Source organism: Neobacillus ginsengisoli, from assembly GCF_030813055.1.
Window position 1 is genome coordinate 156,139 of the sequence record NZ_JAUSTW010000009.1, and the last position, 21,206, is coordinate 177,344.

Below are 21,206 nucleotides of genomic sequence, written 5' to 3' on the forward strand. Positions count from 1 at the left end.
TCATTATCCATTTTGTGATTTCCTCCAGCTTTCCTATGGTTTGCAGGAGAATGATACACTCCCTAGTTCAGCAAACTGAGCTACAATCGTATCACCTGGCTGAAAGCTAATTGCTTCTGATATCGCACCGCTAAGTACGATATCACCTTTCTTTAAGCCTCGTCCTGTTTCTCCCAGTTTGTTTACAGCCCATGCAACTGCAGTAGCGGGATGTCCTAAAACCGCAGCACTGGTCCCAACAGTAACTACCTCTGAGTTTTTTGACAAGTATACGCCAATTTCCTTTAGGTCAAGAGCCTCCGGCGATACCCATTTGTTGCCTACAATGAATTTAGAGGAAGAACAGTTATCAGCAACAACATCAGCAAGAGTAAACTTAAAATCTAAATAGCGGCTATCAATAATCTCGATGGCAGGTGCTATATATTTCGTAACAGCTAAAATATCATCGGCAGTAACGGATGTCCCTTGGATGTCTTCATCAATCAAAAAAGCAATTTCAGGTTCTGCTTTTGGATGGATGAAACCGCCAAATGGAATCGGTTCCCATTCAGGAGAGAGCATATCGTCCAATAAATAACCGTAGATTGCTTCATGTACACCCATCATCTCCTGTTTCGCCTTACTTGTTAATCCGAGTTTAACCCCAACTCGGCGAAGACCCTCCTTTTCTTTCCGCTCAATTAATTTTTCTTGTATTTCATACGCTTGCTCAACCGTTAAAGATGGGTAACGAGTGGTAATTTTTTCGACCTCTCGTTTTTCCTTTTCTGCTGTTAACAGGCACTCTACAATTTCTTGCTCCGTTCCTTGTATTAGTGTCATAAATTGAACCTCCATTTTTCACTTTTTCCTTTAATTAGAATTTTCCCACGACTAGCATACAGCTGCTTTTATCTTTTTCTTAGAGAATTCCTCTTTTACTCGAATGTAACGGAGACAGTACCCAAATGGCCAAAATGGGCGGAAATTGTATCCCCTTCATTTACACTAATTGCACAGGAAAGTGCACCGGGAAGAATTAACTCACCTGCTTTGAGGTGAATGCCAAATTCATGCAGTTTATTCGCTAACCAGGCAACGGCTTGTGCAGGGTGTCCAAGAGCAGCAGCTCCAGCCCCTGTGCCCACAAGCTCATCATTTTTATAAAAAAGCATGCCTTGGGATCGCAAATCAAAGCCTTCAATTGTGCTAAGCTTATTCCCGATCACAACCCTGGCAGATGAGCCATTGTCAGCCACTGTATCGACCAATTTAATTTTCCAATCAGTTATACGGCTATCAATAATCTCAATTGTTGGCACTACATATTTCGTAGCCATTAACACATCTAAATAATTCACATTAGGACCTACTAGGTCTCGTTCAAGGATAAACCCAATTTCCGCCTCAACCTTCGGACTAATGAAATCACTTATTTTCACTTTTTCACCATCTGCTACTTTCATATAATCTAAAAGGTGGCCGTAATCCGGTTCATCAACGCCAAGCATTTGTTGCATCGCTGCACTTGTCAGTCCTACTTTTTTCCCAATCACCTCGTGCCCTTCTCTTATCTTATTATCAATCACTTCGAGCTGAATTTGGTATGCATCACTTACACTCAATTCAGAATAGCGCTCTGTTAGAGGGGCAACGGAATATTGATGACTTTCCGCATCTATTAATTCTTTCGCGATCGATTCTACTAAAGTTTTCATTTTCCAACACCTACCTTAGCTATATTCATAGATAAAAAGTGGCCAAAAAGCCACCTATTCACTTTCCATCTTATAATTTCATTGTAATGGTTTTGGCTTCAGTATAAAACTCAAAACTATGACGTCCGCCTTCTCTTCCTATACCACTTGCCTTAGAACCGCCAAATGGAGTTCTTAAATCCCGATAATACCAGCAATTGATCCAGAATAACCCTGAATTGATTTGAGAAGCGACACGATGAGCACGCCTTAAGTCATTGGACCAAACTACACCTGCCAAACCATAAATTGAGTCGTTCGCAATCTGAATTGCTTCCTCTTCCGTTTTAAATGGAATGACAACTAAAACAGGGCCAAAAATTTCTTCCTGCGCTACTCTCATTTTATTATTGACATCATAAAGCACGGTTGGCTCGTAAAAGTTACCTTGAGATAATCCTTCCACACGTTTACCACCAATAGCAAGTTTTGCACCTTCAGAAATTCCAATTTGCACATAATTGTCAACGGTTTCTAAATGACTTTTTGAAATAAGCGCACCCATATCCGTATTTTCATCCAATGGGTCGCCTACCTTGATGTTCTTAACGGAAGAGACAAATTTTTCTAGGAATTTTTCATAGACAGTTTCTTGGACTAACAATCGTGAGCCTGCTAGACAAATTTCTCCTTGATTTCGAAAAACCGCTTCAATTGAGCCTGCTACGGCTTCATCTAGGTCTGCATCCTCAAACACGATATTGGCTGATTTTCCACCTAATTCTAATGATACAGGTATTAACTGTGATGCTGCATTTCTCATAACTGTTTTACCTGTTGAGCTTTCGCCAACAAAAGAAATCCTGCGAACGTTTGGATGGGTAGTCATCGCAGTACCCACAGTTCCACCTGGTCCTGTAAGGATATTCAACACGCCCGGCGGTAATCCTGCTTCGTTGGCAATTTCACCTAACATAACCGCACTTAGCGGTGTATAGGATGCTGGCTTTACAATCACCGTGTTACCAGCTGCTAAGGCAGCAGAAGCTTTCCAGGTCATTTGCATGAACGGCAAATTCCAAGGAATGATTAAACTCGTTACACCTGCAGGAGCATATTTTGTATAGCTCATATGTTTGGATTGCTCGTAATGCTCATGATTGATATATTTCGCCATTTCTGCGAAGAAACGTAAATTTGATGCTGCTCTAGGAATATCAAAATCTCTGCTTTCTTTTATGGGCTTTCCCACATCTAATGTCTCGATTAGTGCTAACTCATCAACCCGTTCCATTACAAGGTCGGACATTCGGCAGAGAATCCTTGCTCTCACTTCGACTGGCATTTTACTCCAAATGCCGTTTTCGTAGGTTCGATGTGCAACTTGAATCGCTCTTTCAACATCTTGCCCACTGGCACTAGCGACAGCAGCTAACTTTTGATTCGTTGCTGGATTAATGGTATCAAAGGTCTCACCGGACACTGCGTTTACATATTCTCCATTGATAAACAGCTTTGCATCGTTAATTTTAAGTTGTTTCTCAATCACCTTGTTCATTTGCTTCACCATCCTCAACCTCTAAAATCATCTCAACCTCGACAGCGTTATTGTTTGGCAGCTGTGCCATTCCTACCGCCGATCTTCCATGCTTACCTCTTTCACCAAACACCTCAACCAACAAATCAGAGGAGCCATTCATTACTTTCGGCTGGTCTGTAAAGTCAGGAGTTGAGTTGACAAATCCAAGAATTTTCACAATTCGCTTTACTTTGCTAAGGTCACCGAGCTCATGTTTGACTACCGCTAAAAGATTCAACATACACTGTCTGGCTGCTTGATATCCTACTTCAAGCGAAACATCCTCTCCAAGCTTTCCACGGTATTCATCAGTACCCTGACCAGAAGTAAAAATAAGATTCCCAGTCCGAACACAGCTTACATAATTACCGGCAGCAGGTCGAAGCGGGGGCAGATTCAATCCAAGTTCCGTTAATCTCTCTTCTGGCGTCATCACATTTTCTACCATTTTCTCAACTCTTTTCTTACTAAATTAATTGATTAACCGGTAAATTTAAGAATCTTAATGCGTTTTCACCTAACATCGCTCGTTTCTGTGCTTCTGTTAGGGTCAAGGTATCATCAATAATTTTCCCTGGTGGAGTTTCCCGGAGTAGGAATGGGTAATCAGATCCCATAATGACTTGTTCTGCCCCAAATTTTCCCACTAGGAATTTAATATTCACAGGGCTATTGACGAGGGAATCATAGAAAAATTTCTTGGCATAAAAACTAGGCGGTTTCTCGGTCTGACGCAAATGCGGCCAAACATTCCACCCATGATCAAGGCGAGGAAGGATATACGGTAGTGACCCGCCGCCATGAGCAAAACAAATTTTCAGTCCCGGATACTTCTCGATAACGCCGCCAAGGATTAAACTAGCAGCAGCTAAAGCCGTTTCACTTGGCATTCCAACCGTATACATTAAGTTATGGGAGGATAACCGCTCTCTGCCCAGCGTTTCCCATGGATGAACAAAGATCGGAACATTCCATTTCTCACACATGACAAAGAAATCTGTTAATGATTCATCGTCTAAATTTTTCCCATTTATGTTTGTGCCAATTTCAATCCCTTTTAAACCAAGCTCGTGGACACAGCGGTCCAGCTCACGAATAGCCACTTCCACATTTTGCATGGGGACCGTTCCTAAACCGATAAACTTGGTTGGATGCTGAGATACGGTCTCTGCAATAAAATCATTTTGAAATCTTGCCAACACTGCTGCTTCTTCAATTGGTGCCCAATAAGAAAACGTTACAGGAATCGGTGATAAAACCTGAAGGTCTACACTTTCTTTTTCCATATCACTTATTCGCATCGAAGGACTCCAAACCTGGTCTGTCACTTCCCGAAAAACCTTGCCAGCCACCATAATATTTGCACCACATGAGCACGTTGGCTGAAGTACAGGCCACTTGTCATTTTGGTATTTTGTGGCAAAGTCCGGGAAATCTTCAGGGATAATATGTGTATGAAAATCTACTCGCATTTCCATTCACTCGCTTCTTGCGGCATGATATGTCCACAGCTCTTACAAGTACGAAGCTCTAAATTTCCGTTAAAGCCATTAATTGCCTCTTTCACCTGCACTTCAATATTAGTTAATTGGACGGTCACACGATGCATTTCATGGTCACATTCATCACAGAACCAAACAAAATCCTCTAATTCACCATCAGCCCTGTCTCGTTCAATAACGATTCCGATCGTATCAGCGACTCTATGCGGAGAGTGAGGTACATTCGGTGGCAGGTGGAATACTTCTCCTTCTTTAACGGTAATCACTTCTCTTTTTCCTTTTGCATTAATAATTTCCACGTAGCAGTCGCCTTTTAATTGATAGAAGATCTCTTCAGATGGATCTACGTGAAAATCACGTCGTTTGTTCGGGCCACCGAGAATCATAAACATTAGCTCTGAATCCTTCCAAACTACTTTATTATTTACCGGCGGCTTAAGTAATTCCTTATTTTCTTCAATAAATCCCCAAAGGTTGATTGGTTTTAAAGATTTTGTCATGAATAATCGTCTCCTCTCAAATTTTGTTTTCCTTTTGAACTAGATGTTGGAGTTCCCCCCACAATCCATATGTTTATTGAGTTAGTGTTACTAGCTTTTCTTCCGATGATTTTAATGCCGCCTGCATAAAGACTACTTCTTTTACTAAGGACGTGATTCTGCTTAGGACATCGGAATCGACAATTTCATTTTCTCGATTAAAATGGTCGTTATTTACATAAACATAGCTAGGTGCCACATATGCCCGGAAAAATCCTGCGATTGGCTTTAATTGATTTTCGATTACGAGGTAGTGCTGGTATGTTCCGCCGGTTGCGACGAAACCCATTACTTTATTGCGAATAACCTTTGGATTGATTAAATCAAATAAATTTTTAAGGGGTCCTGATAAAGATCCCTGAAAAATCGGCGTACCGATAATATAGAAATCTGCTGAATTTACGATATCAAGAACTTTTTTCGTGTCACCTGTGTAGGTGGATGGATTTCGTCCATCGCAGAACTGAATATCATAATCCCTTAAATCCAACAGTTCTACATCCACATGAGGATGGTGTTTTTTCACTTCCTCAAGCACTCTTTGCACGACAATACTTGTCTTCGCACCAATAATCGTTCCTGAAATTCCTACTAGTTTCATATATTAAAGACCTCCTATAGTAAAAAGCTTTCAGGTTGCCCCCCTTTATTCCATTCCTGTGCGCCACCCTAGTAAAGAGTAGGACTGCTGAAAATCACCTTCTGAAATTAGCTGGCGGATTCTCGTAGATGAAATAAGTTTTCCACTCTTACAATAAACAGGCGGCATCATATTTATTGGAAAATACTGTTCTAAAAGATTTACATCGCCTTCTCTATTTTTCCCAAAATGAAAATCGGAACCAACATTGACCTCAACCGGATTAAGCTTCGATAATTCACAGATAAAATCTTCAGGAGGACGGGTTGCATACCATTCTGTGAAGCTAGCAATAATCACATAATCTACATCTAGCTTCGCTATCCTGTTGACCTTTTCCTGAATGGGCGTCAGGATTTGAACCCCTCTAAAAAAATGACGAGGAGGCGGATCAAACGTATAAATGACGCTGGGAACTTGACAAATCCGACTCTTTTCCACAGCTTGTTTAATGACAGCTTGATGACCTTTATGGACCCCATCAAATGCACCTATGGCAATCACAGAACCTTCCAGTGTCAGTACTCCATCTTTTAGCGTTTGAATTTTTCACACCTCCTCAAATTGGTATTAAAATCTTAAAGACTAGGAACCTCATTTCTTTGGTCATACACCTGTAGTGCTTCCTCAACCAGTTCAAATGAATTATTCCTCTTATAGTTGTTATAGAAAATCGCTCGCTTGCGAATTGGGTCTCCTGTATAATAGCGTTCGTATTGAAGAAGCCTTTGTCCGAATGCCTCACCGCATAGATCCCATGCTAGCTTAAACAAATGCACACGCTCTTCTGCAGATACATCTTCTCTTCCAACATAATACCGATCCAAATCCTCTCTTAATTCAGGATTCTCGAAATCGGCATCTGTTGGAGACATCAAGAGCCCTCCGGCACCGATAATTTGGATGACCTCAATCGCACGCGGATACATTTTTGGCAGCAAGCCTCTAATGGTTTCAAGTGGTGCGTAGGCAGGCATAACCTCGCCGGTAGCCATTAATTCATGTTCATACTCCGCAACTCGGAGCAATGCCCTGATCGTTTCAACAGATTGTACTAATTCTCCTAAATCATTTTGAACATTTAAGTATCCATCGACACCAATGGAGTCAGCTAATTTACAAGCAACTTCAGTAGCAAATTGCAGTTTTATTAATCCTCGTACACCAGACTGATGTGCTGGCTGCTGGGCGATTCCTGTTTTCGGATAAAGTAAATTGGCGGCTTCGACATTGTTATAAAGGAAGACACGATCCCATGGGACTAAAACATCATTAAATACTAAAACAGCATCCATTTCTTCAAATCTTGAAGCTAACGGGTGGTCATAAACTGAACGTTTTCCATCCTGCATGGCTTCGCGGCATAAAATGCGCAATCCCGGAGTATCAATTGGAAGTGCAAAAGCAAGCGCATAACGTTCATCACCAGGCTTAAACCCAGGGAAAGAATAAATAATCACCTCGTCTGTAATTGGTGATAGTGTAGCCAGCATTTTTGCTCCCCTTACGAGTAATCCATCTGGGGTCTCTTTTACAGCACCTAAATGCGTAAACGTATCGTGTTGTTCATGTGATGATTTACTCCGGTCATTCTGAGGGTTAATGATGGCGTGAGTTAAAAATAGGTCATTATCGCGAACATGCTTAAAATATGCTCGGATGTTTTTTCCCCATTCTGGATTGTATTTGTCCAAGAACTCTGAATTGCTCGCCATGGAAGTAAGAACGACATTTAAGAAATCAGGCGTTCTTCCCATCAAACCAAAGGTGGCTTTAGCAAATACTTCGAACGTTCTTCTTCGAGCTTCTAGATCTTGATAGTTTTTTGGCACCAAAAATGCATTTGATATTCTTTCTCCGGTTTCTTCACAAATATGGGTAATTTCCTCTTGATACTTTGGGTCATGCTGTAAATCATATAGCTTTGCCATTTCAAGAATTGGCTGGTGAAAAACAGGCTCTTCAAAAATATTTGTTACTCTTTTTCCAGATAACCAAACTTCTGGATTTCGGGACTTTAACGCTTCAATATAATGTTTACCTGTACGGATTCCCATAAACATCCTCCTCATAGTTCATAACGTAATTATAAAACTGAATTTTCCGACCAATTGTAGTCTAATTAACATTTTTTCAAAAAATAAAATTTTCATTTTTTTCAAACAGCAAATTATACTTTTAGAGAAGGACAAGGTTGTTACCGTTGATTTTATATTTTAAATCTTTTACACTATTGTTAAGCTATAAATATACATATCAAGTAATATATAACTAAATGAAAGCGCTAACAAAAAATCAGCTAACTAATAGTTAACTTAGGAGTTGATATGGTGGCAATCCTGTTTGACAGTGATATAAATTGGGAAACATGTTTGCAGTTTGGTACTAGACAATTTTTCAAAGAAAAATCTTGCATATACCAACAAGGCTCGTCGGGGGATGGATTTTATTATATACAAAAGGGATTAATTAAAGTGACAACCACTACTACTATTGGACAAGAACGATTATTAAACATAGCCATTCCCGGGCAACTTTTAGGTATCCAAACTATGGACCGGCAGCCCCATTTTACAACAGCGACAGCAGTAAGTGACTCCATTCTTTATTTTTTCTCTTGTGAGCATTTTCAAGAACTAATAAAATTTCAACCCTCCATCTTAAACATGTTTATCAAAACCGTCATTCATAAAATGCATAATCTTGCTGAAAAAATTTACTTGGACACTCTGTCTCCGGAACAGCAGCTGTCCGCAATACTTTTGAATATTTGTTATGAATTTAGAAATTATGAAGTCCCTCTCACACAACAAGACCTTACCAAATGTACTGGTTTAACGAGAATTACCATCTATAAGATTTTAAAACAATGGAAAGAAAAACAAATCATCGAGATTCAAGGTCGAAAGTTTTTAATAAAAAAAACGGATGAACTAAAAAAGCTTCTTGGCAGGGTGATAATATGAAAAATCTTCGTTATGCATGGGGGCCCTTTTTAACATATGGGCAAAAAATGGAGATGAAGGAGAATTCAGTCGTTTACCATCAGGGTGAAGAAGGAAATGGATTTTTTTACTTATGCAAAGGCGGTATCAAGATTACCCTTCTATCTCAAGAAGGTGTGGAACGGACGGTTAATTATGTTCCGGAAGGGATGTTATTTGGAGAACATGGAGTAAAAAAGGAATCCTATTTAACCTCTGCCCTCACAACAATTCCATCAGTTATTTATTATTTTTCTGATGAAACTTTAGAAAGGGTTTGTAAAGAGCATCCTGAAGCTGCTTGTATTTTTACCAATTCGCTCATCTATAAATTTAGGATACTGGCAGAAATTATTTCTTTTCTTAACTCGCCTGTTGAACAACAAATGGCCCACTTCCTTTTAAAGCTGATCAGCGAAAATGACAATTTTTCAATTGACCAAACGTCATTTGCCCGCTACATTGGTTCATCAAGGATTACCGTAAATAAAATTCTAAATAAGTGGAAGAATCAAAAGCTAATCCATTTATCGAATCGGACGATAGACATCCTGGATATTAATCGCCTAAAAGACCTCCGAGACTCCGGTGCCGTTCACCTGTCAAACTTGGATGTATTAATGTTATCCATCTAGATATAAAAATGGTGCCTAACATTTTTCATAGGCACCATTTTTTCCTGTCCTCCATTTTCACCGTTTTCCCTTTCAGCTTCTAAACCTACAGCACTCGGAAATTGAATCACTACTTTTTATTGGTAAAACGGAATTATTAATTTAAGTTTTTTCGACACAAAAATATCCCCGCCAATTGTAAGAAAAACCAGCGGGGATACACATTTACGATTTATCTTTCATACTTAGATAACTTGAATGATACAGAATCAGTCTTCCTCTCAGGTTTAATTTTAAGATTAGATGACCAAGATATCCGCGACTCATATTTCTGGGTATGTTCCTTGTTGACCAGGTTCTGTAACCGTTCTTTATTCTTCTCAATAGATTCCTCAAGAGCCAGTAATCGACGGGAAGGAAACGGCAGCCCTGCTAGGACGGTGGTTATAGTAGGATCAGATTCTGAGATATAGGTTCCTTCGAATAATTGCAGCGGTTCTCCAACCCTTTCAAAAATAGCCGGCACATTAATTAGCTTTGAAAGATTTACCGGTCCTTCATAAATCAGACCTGCTCGAATTACACCCGTTGATTCGACAGGACAGAAAATTGAGGTAGCCCAAGAACGTTGAATTTTACTTGCAACGTCCGACGATGATTTTGACTCTGTGATTGTAGCAGAGGATATTAACGTAACTCCTCTTGTGCACAGAATATTCATAAGATCCATTTCATCAAAGTTACCGTATAAAGAACTCTCTTTCGTTACCTGCAGTACATTATCAATGGCCTCCATCACTTGATGATTAGAAACAAGGTAGATCTGCTGCTTGCTGGATTGCGGATTCAGCTTACGCATCTGATCATTGTCTACCAGGAAAACGGAAGAAATGCCATCTATTTTGGAAATCTCTTCAATGCACTCAGCTGTATTGATTCGGTTACCCGCTAACACATTTCGTTCAGGTAGAATCGCAATCGCTCCAACGTTTATTCCAGGCAGTTGGTCTAATAACAAATCCATTAAAATCGGGCTCATACCGGAACCTGTACCGCCATCGGTAGAGAACGCTACTAATAACAGCTTTATGTTCTTATAGGATTTCTTTACGAAATCAATTATCTCTCGAAAGTTATCCTGAACAGCTTTTATTCCTATCGATCTATCTTGCCCTGCACCATTCAACCCGGGGACAAAATACTTCTTTTCCACCCTCGTATTAACTACGCCATCACGTTGATTAGTGTTGATAAGGGCGGTTTGAAAGCCCATAGTTGTTGCTATCTCAGCAATATTCCCACCTGCTTGACCTACACCCAATATGCCTATTGATTTCACCAGATCGCCTCCTTATCTTACTATGATAATACTCAGGTTTTATGAATTTAGACTTGTTCTTTTTAAAATGGCTGAAATGATTGGAGAAAAGTATGAATATCCCCATTTCACCAATTCTTAATAAATGGGAAGACATAATGAAATACTACTAATATTTATGGAATTGGGAGGATTTAAAATGACAGCCAATGAAAATACATTATCCATATTCGCCTTAGGTGGAATTAATGAAATCGGTAAAAACATGTATGCGATCCAATATGAGGACAGTATCGTAATCATCGACTGCGGCGGGAAGTTTCCCGATGAGAGTTTGTTAGGGATTGATTTGATTATCCCTGATATTACCTACTTAGAAGAGAATCAGGACAAAATCCGAGCTTTAATTGTGACACATGGGCACGAAGATCATATTGGCGGTATTCCTTACTTCTTAAAAAAAATAAATGTTCCGATATATGCTACCCATTTTACACTGGGGTTAATTGAATTAAAATTAGACGAGCATCGACTTAAAAGAGATACAAAACTCATTCCAATCGACTCGAATTCAAAACTTGAATTCGGAGAGATAACGGCATCCTTTTTCAAAGTAAGCCATAGTATACCTGATTGTCTTGGCATTGTCTTTCAAACACCTGAAGGGAATGTCGTCCATACCGGGGACTTCAAATTCGATTTAACACCTGCAAATAACCAATTTGCGGATATTCATAAAATGGCCGAAATCGGCAGTCAAGGTGTCTTGGTTTTAATCTCAGAAAGTACAAATGCTGAGCGAACCGGCTTAACACCATCTGAGCGGATGGTAGCCGGTCATATGACCGAGGCTTTCATGAAAGCTCAAGGGAAAATCTTTATCTCTACCTTTGCTTCGAATGTAAATCGTGTTCAGCAAGTGGTGGATGCTGCGATGAAGACCAATCGAAAGCTTGCATTGATTGGCCGGAGTATGGTAAATGTTGTCTCGGTTGCTATCGAACGAGGCTATTTAACTGTTCCGGAAGGAATGCTGATCGAGGCACGCGATGTTGATCAGTTGGACCCGGAAAGGGTGGCAATCCTATGTACGGGAAGTCAGGGAGAGCCAATGGCTGCACTGGCACGCCTGGCAAGCGGAAACTATCGGGATGTAGCCATTTACCCCGGTGACACTGTGATATTAGCAGCATCCCCAATCCCCGGGAATGAACGGGATGTTTCACGAATCATCGACAACCTTTTTCAACTTGGTGCCAAGGTGATTTACGGCTCGGGAAGTTCAACAGGTATGCATGTTTCCGGACATGGTTATCAGGAAGACTTAAAGCTTATGTTGACATTGATGAAGCCAACCTATTTTATTCCGATTCACGGTGAGTTTAGAATGCTGCACCATCACCGTGAATTAGCCGAATTAGTTGGAGTCGGGAAAGGAAATACGTTTATCATTAAAAATGGTGATGTGGTTGATATTGAAAACGGGGCTGCCCGCCAGACTCGTAAAATACCATCAGGGGATACGTATGTTGACGGAATGGGTGTCGGGGATATAGGAGAAATTGTGTTACGAGACCGAAAACAGCTTTCTGAAGATGGAATGCTCGTGATTGTTTTAACATTAAGTAAAACGGACCGAAGAATTATTCAAGGCCCTGATACCATTACTCGTGGATTCGTGTATGTAAAAAATTCCGAAGATCTTTTAAGAGAAGTGAATAGCCTTGTTAAAAAAACAGTTAATGACTTACAGGAAGAGAATATCCGCCAATGGAATGTAATAAAACAAAATATCAAAAAAACAGTAGGGCAATATTTATTCACCCAAACAAAAAGAAAGCCAATGATTCTCCCGATCATCATTGAAATATAAATTTTTTTAAAATCGAGTGTCAGGCACTATTTATGATGCCTGACACCACTTTTTTTAAAGAAATGAACGTCTACCAGAAATATAATCACATTACCATGCAGTCAGAACGTTTAAGTGAAATAGTAATAGCATTAATTAAGTTTTGCATCGCTCTACTTGGACTCTCATCTTTTCGTTTTAAGAGTCCAATTGTGACATCCAGTTCAAAGTCGTTAATACTCTTTAACACAGTGGTAGATGTAAACTCATGTGATACTTCCGGGATGATTCCAATACCAAGTCCTTTTTCCACCAGCTTTTTTACCACCTCTATACTTCCGCTTTGAACAATCGGCATCACGTGATTGCCCTTTTCTAACAAAAGTTTCTCTAGTTTTCTTCTATACGCACAATTCCTACCTGTAAGTATAAGTCGTTCTCCCTGCAAATCCTTTGCTTTAATATCATTTTTCATAACAAGTTTGTGATCTACCGGTAAAAGTAAACCGATTTTTTCGACAAACAAAGGGGTAAAATCCAAACCCATTTCAATGTCAGGTGATGTGCAAATTCCCAGGTCCAATTGTCCCGACAAAATCCTCTCTCTAATTGTGGTAGAGTTCCCAATCTCTAGATTAATTTGAACTTTTTTGTGATCATTACAGTAATCATTCAATACATTGGGGAGTCGCAGACTTGCTGTAGGCTCCATGCTGCCTATACGAAGGTTTCCGGTTTCACCCTCGGTAAAATCACTTATCGTTTTACGAAGACTGTCAATATCATTCAGAATATAGGCAGCCTGTTTAGTAAGAATTCTTCCGGCCTCAGTTAACCGTAATTTTCTTCCCCTTTCAAAAAGCTTTACCCCTAAGTCTAATTCTAATTTTTGTATTTGAGACGTTACCGTTGATTGAACATAGTTTAGTTCTTCTGCAGCACCTTGGAAGCTCCCTTGTTTGATAATAGTCTGAAAGGTAATGAGCGCTTTTATATCCATGTTTCTCCTCAATTCAAAAAAAATGAACCATTTCTCCATTTAATTCGTTTTTACAAATATAATATCACAATTTATACTTATATCAACGAGGGGGAATTACAATGAAAAAACAAATTATTTCTTTTAGGAGACTTCACTATGGATGGATCGTCATCTGTATAGCATTTTTATCCTTATTAGTTTCCGCCGGAATCCGCTCAACTCCGGGAGTTCTCATCCTGCCTTTGGAAAGTGCGTTTGGGTGGGATAGTATGAGTACCACTTTTCCTTTAGCATTTAATTTAGCCTTATATGGGCTTTGCGGACCTTTTGCGGCAGCCATTATGGAGAAGTACGGAATTAAAAGGGTGATGGTATGCTCCCTCACAATGTTAGTGGTAGGAACCGGACTTTCCGCATGGATGAAGAATATCTGGGAATTTACTCTATTGTGGGGGCTGGTGATTGGAATCGGGACGGGTTTTACTTCCTCCGTACTTGGAGCTGTAATCACAAATCGATGGTTTAAAGAACGAAAAGGGTTAGTAATTGGAATCCTTACAGCAAGCGGTGCAACGGGGCAGCTTGTTTTCCTGCCATTGCTAGCGAAATTGGCTACAGAAGAAAGCTGGCAATTAACAGTATTGGTTACATCGCTAGCCTCCTTTTTCGTCATTCTCTTAGTCCTTTTATTTATGAAAGAGAGACCGAGTGATGTCGGTGTTCTCCCATACGGTGCGACAGGTACGACAGAGACCATCGAACCTTTACAAAAACCTCTTGGGAACCCTTTTAGCTCAGCTTTAAAAGGTCTCCGATATGGGATACGATCCAAAGAATTTTGGCTGCTGGCGGGGAGTTTTTTTGTTTGTGGATTATCTACGAATGGGTTAATTGGAACCCATTTAATCCCCGCTTGCGGCGAACACGGAATCCCTGAAGTTACCGCAGCAAGCATGTTAGCATTTATGGGAATTTTTGATATTATCGGAACCACATTTTCCGGGTGGTTATCGGACCGGTGGGATAGCCGATGGCTATTATTTTGGTATTACGGATTACGTGGTCTTTCTCTTGTTTTTTTACCGACAGCGCTGGATTCAACTTCTTTTTGGGGTTTAGCGATTTTCATCATATTTTACGGATTGGATTGGGTCGCCACTGTCCCGCCGACTGTTCGCTTATGTAATACCATTTTCGGTGAAAAAAGTGGAATCGTGTTTGGCTGGATCTGGGCATCACATCAGTTAGGAGCGGCAACCGCTGCGTTTGGCGGAGGAACTTTACATGCATTGACCGGGTCTTACACGTTTATTTTTGTATTTGCAGGAATCCTATGTGCCGTTGCTTCCGGATTTGTTATTCAAATCCGCCATAACTATAAATATACCATTCAAGAAACAATTTAATAGTTTAGAAAAACCATATTTGCTATAACAGCGATATGGTTTTTTTATCAATAAAAAGTAAGAACAAGCAGTATGCTTTCAAGACAAATCTACGTATTTAATCAAGATCTCTTAGGATATATAAAGTAAAAATAGTAATAAAAATACTACCACCTAACTCAATTAATAAATTATACATGAAGGTTTTCCCCTTTTAATAATTTTTAAAGTCAGTAAAAAATTAAAAACCGAATACATCAACTGTATTCGGTAATAGTTTAATAATATCATTTTCTTAAAATTATCAATGTTAAGTTTTGAACGAATTCTGTTAAATCTGAGTAAAGAAAATTGTAGTGGCAAGGTAAGGATAATTCGACATTAATGCTTACTTTTTACTATATCCTATTAAAAATTTGAAGAGTTATTTGTGATTGAGTTTTAATAAATAATATGAAATATCTTAATAATACCCATTAACATAGGCATCCTTTATTCGTTATTAACTACAATCTTAGCAATTTAAATAAGAAGTTACACCGTCATACATGCTTAATAGCTAAAAGCATTTTTTATACAAAAAAACCATTGCTTCAAATGCAATGGTTTCGCCTATTTATTTTACAATCCTGAAGGAATTCTGAAATCTTTCATATCTTTTTATAAAAGCTAGACTCTAAGTCATGGGGTTTCTGCAATCATATGGAATTGTTCTTCTTCCGAAAGCCTAGTATTTAACGGAACACGGACTAACCCTGACTTTAACATCGCAAAATCTATTTACACTGTAAATGGAATTCGCCGACAAAAAGGAAATTCGATCCCCTTTAACAAGATCGAAGATTAAAAATTCAATATTTTCTGACCTTTTTACAGACAATTTTGCTACCTCCTTTTCAACAGTGTAATTTATAGCTGCCATAAACGTAAATTAGTTTACGTTTATGGTAGTTACAACTAATATAACCTTTCATATCTATTAAAACCTTTCTGTTTTACTTATTTTTTTGGGAATTAATTTTCGATATTCAGAAGGTGTTTTTCCTAATTTTTGCTTGAAATAACGACTAAAATGAGAAACACTTTCAAATCCGGCATCCATGGATATAGCGAGAATGGTTTTATTTTCCATTTCAAGCATATACCGTGCAGAGTTTAGGCGGCAAAGCATAACGTATTCCATCACAGAAAGACCCGTCACTTCTTTAAATAAAGCAGCCATATATGACCGACTGATTGCTAACGAACCCGCAATGCTTTCCAGAGATAAAGATTTTGTGTAGTTTTTATCGATCCATTTTTTAATTTGAAATACTCGATGTTCCTTTTCAGAACAATCATCGCAATCAGAATGGAAATAACTTTGACTTAATTCATAAATCATCATTAACAATTGGATTAATGATGTTTTAAATTTCCCTTCATGCATACGATAGGTAAGAGATGCACGATTTGCATGTCCAATCCGATCACAATTTTGTTTTGTCTTTTCAATATCTTCCATAAGTAAATCGATTGTTTTTAAAAACTCATGATCACCCATTCGTAACAACACATGATCCATTTTTGTAAAAGGTTCTAAAAGCTCCGGCAAATTGATGTCATTACATAAGCTAGGTTTTATCCACTCACTCGAAAATGAGACAACACTTCGTACATAGGCAACATCGGGTGAGGGAAATGCACGATGCAATGTTAATCCATTCATCACAACAATATCACCAGGTTGAAGATAATAAATATTATTTCCAATGAGATACCTGCAATCTCCTTCGTGGAAACGATAAATTTCGAATGCTGTATGAGAATGAAAATCTGTCTGAGTATATTCATTTCTCTTTTTATAAAAAGCACTCGGAATCCAATTATCCATCATTGCGGTCACTCCTCATGTAATTGGCAGACTAATTTCTTTTCCGGTTTGGGCAGATTTATAAATAGCTAGGATAATTTCAAGGGGCTTGATTCCTTCTGGACCATTTACTTCCGGTTCTCGATCATTAGTAATGGCATCCATCATATCTAAAAATTGCAATCGATGTGCATTCTGATGATGATTTTCAAGATGTATTGTTTCTGCTATATTTTTAGTTTTTTCTAGATCTAAAAACTCAATGTTATTCTCTTCTGAGAAATAACATTGAGTGAGTTTGTCATCTTGTATGATTGCAGTGCCTTTTGTTCCAAAGATATCGATTCGAGTTGATAGTCCGGGAAAGGCCGCTGTTGTAGCTGTTATCGTTCCGAGAGCGCCACTTTTAAACTTTACTGTAGCAACCGCTATATCCTCCACTTCAATCCTCTTATGGGCTTTAGTTGCTGTATGCGCAAATACGCTTTCCACAGGGCCCATAAATAGTTGTAGCAGGTCGATTGTATGGATAGACTGATTCATGAGTACTCCCCCACCGTCCAGTTCCCAGGTTCCTCTCCATGCTCCACTATCATAATAGGCCTGGGAACGATACCAATGAATGCATGCCTGACCCATTACTAACTCACCGAATTTCCCTTCTATTATATCATTGTGGATCTTTCTTGTTGCAGCATCAAAACGATGTTGAGAGATGACGGTTAATTTTACATTGGATTCCTTACACACTTGAATCATTTCGTTTGCCTTTTCCAGGGTCACCTCAATCGGCTTTTCTACTATTACATGCATTCCTGACTTTGCAACATCGATAGCTATTTTACCGTGTAGTCCGCTTGGTGTCACAATATTAACGATGTCTATGTCATCACGCTTTAGCATTTCTTTGTACCCGACATACCAGTCCACATCATACAATTCTCCAAATTCCTTCGCTCTTTCTTCCACTTCATCTGCTACTGCTATCAGTTTTGCATTAGGAATGGATTGAATTTGTTTAATGTGCAATTTGCTAATTCCCCCGCAGCCTATGACAGCAAAACGGAATTCTTTTAGCATACTCGCTCCCTCCATTACACTCTGCTATTAAATGGTCATAGCTTCAAATTCACCATTTATCTTTCAGAAATTTAATTACTTCAATCCTTGTGTGGCAATTCCATCTACTATATAACGTTGGAATATGATAAACATTATGAACAACGGCAATAATGATAGAGTCGACATTGCAAATAAATTTCCCCAATTTGTGAAAGAAGATGGGTCTGAAAACATCCGTAGCCCTAAAGAAATTGTAAACTTGCTTGGTTGGTTTAAATAGATCAATGGTCCTAAGAAATCATCCCATGTCCAAATGAATGAAAAAATAGATACTGTAATTAAAGCAGGTTTACATATTGGTAAGATGATTTTCCAAAACGTCCTATAAGTTGAGCAACCATCAATGAACGCTGCTTCATCTAATTCTTTTGGAATTGATCGAATGAATTGCATCATTAAAAAGACGAAAAAGGCATTGCCCCCAATAAACTGGGGTACAATTAGGGGAAGAAATGTATTAATCCACCCTAGATTATGAAACAAAATGTATTGTGGAATCATGGTTACTTGCACTGGCAACATCATGGTGACCATAAGACAAGCAAATAATGGTTTCTGAAATGGGAATTTTAACCTTGCAAATCCAAATGACACAAGACTGGATGTAAACATTGCCCCAATCATTGACAAAGATGATATGATAAACGAATTTAAAAAGAACGTTCCAAAGGAAGTGCCGCCAAACCCCTTCCACCCATCCGGATAATTATGCCACTGGAAACTGGAAGGTATTAGAGAAGCCGCTTGTTTGAAAATCTCTGACTCTGGTTTTAAAGAACTAATTAGTGTCCAAATAATTGGATACATCATAAATAGTCCAAATGTTATAGTGAACAAATGAAATATTGTATTTGGAATTAATTTTTTCTTCATTTACTTCCCTCCTTACGACTCATAATGTACCCATGATTTCGATGTTTTGAAGACAATAGCAGTGAATACAGCAATGATAATTAACAAAACCCAAGCCATCGCTGATGCATATCCCATTTGGAAATTACTGAATGCCGTGTCGTACAGGTAGACTGCATAAAATAATGTTGAATCCAACGGTCCGCCTTGTGTAACCATAAAACTTTGTGTAAATGTCATAAAGCCACTAATCATCTGCATCACAAGATTAAAAAAGATAATGGGTGACAACATCGGAAGTGTAATTTTAAAGAATTTTGTAATTGAATTTGCTCCATCTACATTAGCCGCTTCGTACAACTCAGGAGGGATTTGTTTTAATCCTGCTAAAAAAATTATCATCGGAGAACCAAATTGCCATGTGACAAGTAAAATAAGTGTCCAAATGGATGTTTTTGGATCTAACAACCAATCAGGTCCATGAATTCCAATGAGGGATAAAGCATGGTTGATTGCTCCTTCAGTTCCAAATAACTGTCTCCACATGACCGCTACTGCCACACTTCCGCCAACCAAAGATGGAATATAATAGGTAGTCCGATAAATTCCGACTCCTTTTCTTGGTTTTACGAAAAGCATAGCTACCATCAAGGCGAATACCAGTTTCAACGGCACAGATATCAATACAAATTCAAATGTTACTTTTAAAGAATTCCAATACCTAGGATCTTTTGTAAACATATAAACATAATTTCTAATACCTACCCATTTCGGACTTGATAGCATGTCATAGTTGGTAAATGAGAAATAAAGCGAAGCAATCATGGGACCTAAGACAAAAAATATGAATCCTAAAAGCCACGGCAAAATAAAGGAATATCCAACTAAATGCTTTTTCCATGTTTTCCCCATTTTTATCCCCTTTTTTTTTAAACAAGCCATCTACTAAATAGATGGCTTGTTGTTCAAATTTAATTTATATTAATTCGTACTTAAAATTTGATTTGCTTGCTCACGGAATTGTTTTGCCGCTGCTTCAGGAGTCAGCTGACCATAAGCAATTTGCATCTGTAGCCGATCGAATAGATCGGACACTTTCGTACTACCCTGTGGTGCCGGAGGATCAATTGGTTTAGAGTGACTTGCGACATATTCAATATAAGAGAATTGCTCTTTTTCATATTCACTTAATGTTGGAAGTAAGTGGTCGCGAACTTTTTTAGAAATGGGAACACCGCGTTCTGCTTTCAAAATATCATTCGCCACTAAATCATTAAGGAAAAAGTTGATAAACTTAACAGCGGCATCTTTATGTTTGGAAGCAGAAGACATAGAAACTAACATGGCCGGCTTTAAATAGTTCCCTTCATGTCCACCTGGCAATTCTGGCGGTGCGATGAGTTTTAAGGTATGGCCGGCATATTTTGATTCCCCAACGACCAAGTTACTTGTAAAACCGTGTACAGCTGCTTTTCCTGTGGAAATCATTAAATTTGCTTCATTCGTTTTTAGTGAATCTACAACCTTTGGATCTCCAAACAATCCATTTTTGTAGTGTGAGAGTCTGTAATTTGTATAATCTACGAATAGTTTATCATCTTTATACCCCAGACTTTTTCCATCTGCGCTATACTCATGGGTTCCTCTTTGGCGAAGGTAAAAAGGGAAGTCATATGGTACTGTATCTTCTGGACTAAATCCTTTTGTTCCCAATTTTTCTTTTAATGCGGACAATGTTTTATCTAAATCTTCAGTTGTATATCCAGGTTGAAGTTCAGGGACACCTGCTTTTTGAAAAATCGTTGGGTCATAATCTACTGCAGGTGCATTCATTCCAAGTGAAATGGCATAGTTTTTATGGTCTATAATTCCCCCTGCAAGATAAGCCTTATTATCAACATTAGATAAATCTATTTTTCCTGAACTGATATAAGAATCAAGCGGGTCAATCAAATGACGACCAGTATATTCTCCAAGTTTGCCATAATCCATTTGCATAACATCCGGTAAGCTTTGACCTGCGGCTTCGGTAGCCATTTTTGGCCAATAGTCGTTGAAATTTGTATATTCTGTTTCGATTTTAATGTTGGGATTTTGTTTTTCAAAGAGTTGAATCATTTTTTGTGTACGATCGTTTCGATCCTGTGAGCCCCACCAAGCTACTTTTAATGTAATGGGCTTATTTGCATCAGAACTGTTTGCTTGTCCAGAAGTTGAATTGGAACAACCCACAATCCCAAAAGTAAGTCCTGCGATTAATGTGACTGCTGCTAGTTTTTTCATATTTTTCTTCATATGATATCCTC

20 protein-coding genes are annotated in these 21,206 nt (G+C 38.7%); 4 read left to right on the top strand and 16 right to left on the bottom strand.

The window, feature by feature from the left end:
• Window positions 1–33: 33 nt before the first annotated feature.
• The 9 genes from J2S10_RS22900 to J2S10_RS22940 all read right to left on the bottom strand — a co-directional run bounded on the left by J2S10_RS22900 (window position 34) and on the right by J2S10_RS22940 (window position 7,996).
• Entirely contained in the window at window positions 34–825 is a 792-nt protein-coding gene (locus J2S10_RS22900; RefSeq protein WP_307412703.1) for a 2-keto-4-pentenoate hydratase, read from the bottom strand.
• 95 nt (window positions 826–920) lie between these two features.
• The gene (locus J2S10_RS22905; RefSeq protein WP_307412705.1) at window positions 921–1,700 is read right to left on the bottom strand and encodes a 2-keto-4-pentenoate hydratase; all 780 of its coding nucleotides are present in this window, start codon (window positions 1,698–1,700) and stop codon (window positions 921–923) included.
• 70 nt (window positions 1,701–1,770) lie between these two features.
• Entirely contained in the window at window positions 1,771–3,237 is a 1,467-nt protein-coding gene (locus J2S10_RS22910) for an aldehyde dehydrogenase (RefSeq protein ID WP_307412707.1), read from the bottom strand.
• On the bottom strand, window positions 3,221–3,706 hold the full coding sequence (locus tag J2S10_RS22915) for a RidA family protein (protein WP_307412709.1): 486 nt from the start codon (window positions 3,704–3,706) through the stop codon (window positions 3,221–3,223). Before J2S10_RS22915 ends, J2S10_RS22910 begins: the two co-directional genes overlap by 17 nt.
• A 19-nt stretch (window positions 3,707–3,725) precedes the next feature.
• Window positions 3,726–4,736, bottom strand: a complete 1,011-nt coding sequence (locus tag J2S10_RS22920; protein ID WP_307412711.1) for an amidohydrolase family protein — start codon at window positions 4,734–4,736, stop codon at window positions 3,726–3,728.
• Complete coding sequence (locus J2S10_RS22925) at window positions 4,721–5,260, bottom strand: 3-hydroxyanthranilate 3,4-dioxygenase (protein ID WP_307412713.1); 540 nt, start codon at window positions 5,258–5,260, stop codon at window positions 4,721–4,723. Before J2S10_RS22925 ends, J2S10_RS22920 begins: the two co-directional genes overlap by 16 nt.
• Before the next feature lie 73 nt (window positions 5,261–5,333).
• Window positions 5,334–5,900 (bottom strand): NADPH-dependent FMN reductase, encoded by a 567-nt coding sequence (locus J2S10_RS22930; protein ID WP_307412715.1) that lies wholly within the window; start codon window positions 5,898–5,900, stop codon window positions 5,334–5,336.
• Window positions 5,901–5,945: 45 nt separating this feature from the next.
• Window positions 5,946–6,485, bottom strand: coding sequence for an FAD synthetase family protein (locus J2S10_RS22935; RefSeq protein WP_307412900.1), 540 nt, complete (start codon window positions 6,483–6,485; stop codon window positions 5,946–5,948).
• 32 nt (window positions 6,486–6,517) lie between these two features.
• Window positions 6,518–7,996, bottom strand: a complete 1,479-nt coding sequence (locus J2S10_RS22940) for a 4-hydroxyphenylacetate 3-hydroxylase family protein (RefSeq protein WP_307412717.1) — start codon at window positions 7,994–7,996, stop codon at window positions 6,518–6,520.
• 270 nt (window positions 7,997–8,266) lie between these two features.
• On the opposite strand from J2S10_RS22940, the gene J2S10_RS22945 reads away from it, so the two are divergent.
• The gene (locus J2S10_RS22945; protein WP_307412719.1) at window positions 8,267–8,905 is read left to right on the top strand and encodes a Crp/Fnr family transcriptional regulator; all 639 of its coding nucleotides are present in this window, start codon (window positions 8,267–8,269) and stop codon (window positions 8,903–8,905) included.
• The gene (locus J2S10_RS22950) at window positions 8,902–9,558 is read left to right on the top strand and encodes a Crp/Fnr family transcriptional regulator (RefSeq protein ID WP_307412721.1); all 657 of its coding nucleotides are present in this window, start codon (window positions 8,902–8,904) and stop codon (window positions 9,556–9,558) included. The genes J2S10_RS22945 and J2S10_RS22950 overlap by 4 nt, the downstream gene beginning before the upstream one ends.
• Window positions 9,559–9,769: 211 nt before the next feature.
• Here the strand turns inward: J2S10_RS22950 and J2S10_RS22955 are convergent, their stop codons facing one another.
• A complete protein-coding gene (locus J2S10_RS22955) occupies window positions 9,770–10,876 on the bottom strand; it encodes an FtsZ/tubulin family protein (protein ID WP_307412724.1) in 1,107 nt (368 codons plus the stop codon).
• Between the two features lie 178 nt (window positions 10,877–11,054).
• Between J2S10_RS22955 and J2S10_RS22960 the strand changes: the two genes are divergently transcribed.
• Window positions 11,055–12,728, top strand: a complete 1,674-nt coding sequence (locus tag J2S10_RS22960; RefSeq protein ID WP_307412726.1) for a ribonuclease J — start codon at window positions 11,055–11,057, stop codon at window positions 12,726–12,728.
• Between the two features lie 85 nt (window positions 12,729–12,813).
• On the opposite strand, the gene J2S10_RS22965 is transcribed toward J2S10_RS22960, so the two are convergent.
• On the bottom strand, window positions 12,814–13,707 hold the full coding sequence (locus tag J2S10_RS22965) for a LysR family transcriptional regulator (RefSeq protein WP_307412727.1): 894 nt from the start codon (window positions 13,705–13,707) through the stop codon (window positions 12,814–12,816).
• A 101-nt stretch (window positions 13,708–13,808) separates the two neighbouring features.
• On the opposite strand from J2S10_RS22965, the gene J2S10_RS22970 reads away from it, so the two are divergent.
• A complete protein-coding gene (locus J2S10_RS22970) occupies window positions 13,809–15,095 on the top strand; it encodes an MFS transporter (protein ID WP_307412729.1) in 1,287 nt (428 codons plus the stop codon).
• Window positions 15,096–16,053: 958 nt separating this feature from the next.
• On the opposite strand, the gene J2S10_RS22975 is transcribed toward J2S10_RS22970, so the two are convergent.
• From J2S10_RS22975 to J2S10_RS22995, 5 genes are all read right to left on the bottom strand, one after another.
• A complete protein-coding gene (locus tag J2S10_RS22975; protein WP_307412731.1) occupies window positions 16,054–16,950 on the bottom strand; it encodes an AraC family transcriptional regulator in 897 nt (298 codons plus the stop codon).
• Window positions 16,951–16,962: 12 nt separating this feature from the next.
• Window positions 16,963–18,006, bottom strand: coding sequence for a Gfo/Idh/MocA family protein (locus J2S10_RS22980; RefSeq protein WP_307412733.1), 1,044 nt, complete (start codon window positions 18,004–18,006; stop codon window positions 16,963–16,965).
• A 75-nt stretch (window positions 18,007–18,081) separates the two neighbouring features.
• The gene (locus J2S10_RS22985; protein WP_307412735.1) at window positions 18,082–18,921 is read right to left on the bottom strand and encodes a carbohydrate ABC transporter permease; all 840 of its coding nucleotides are present in this window, start codon (window positions 18,919–18,921) and stop codon (window positions 18,082–18,084) included.
• Window positions 18,922–18,933: 12 nt separating this feature from the next.
• Window positions 18,934–19,812, bottom strand: a complete 879-nt coding sequence (locus J2S10_RS22990; protein ID WP_307412737.1) for a carbohydrate ABC transporter permease — start codon at window positions 19,810–19,812, stop codon at window positions 18,934–18,936.
• Window positions 19,813–19,881: 69 nt separating this feature from the next.
• Window positions 19,882–21,195: an ABC transporter substrate-binding protein gene (locus J2S10_RS22995; RefSeq protein ID WP_307412739.1), complete on the bottom strand. Its 1,314-nt coding sequence runs from the start codon at window positions 21,193–21,195 to the stop codon at window positions 19,882–19,884.
• Window positions 21,196–21,206 lie beyond the last annotated feature (11 nt).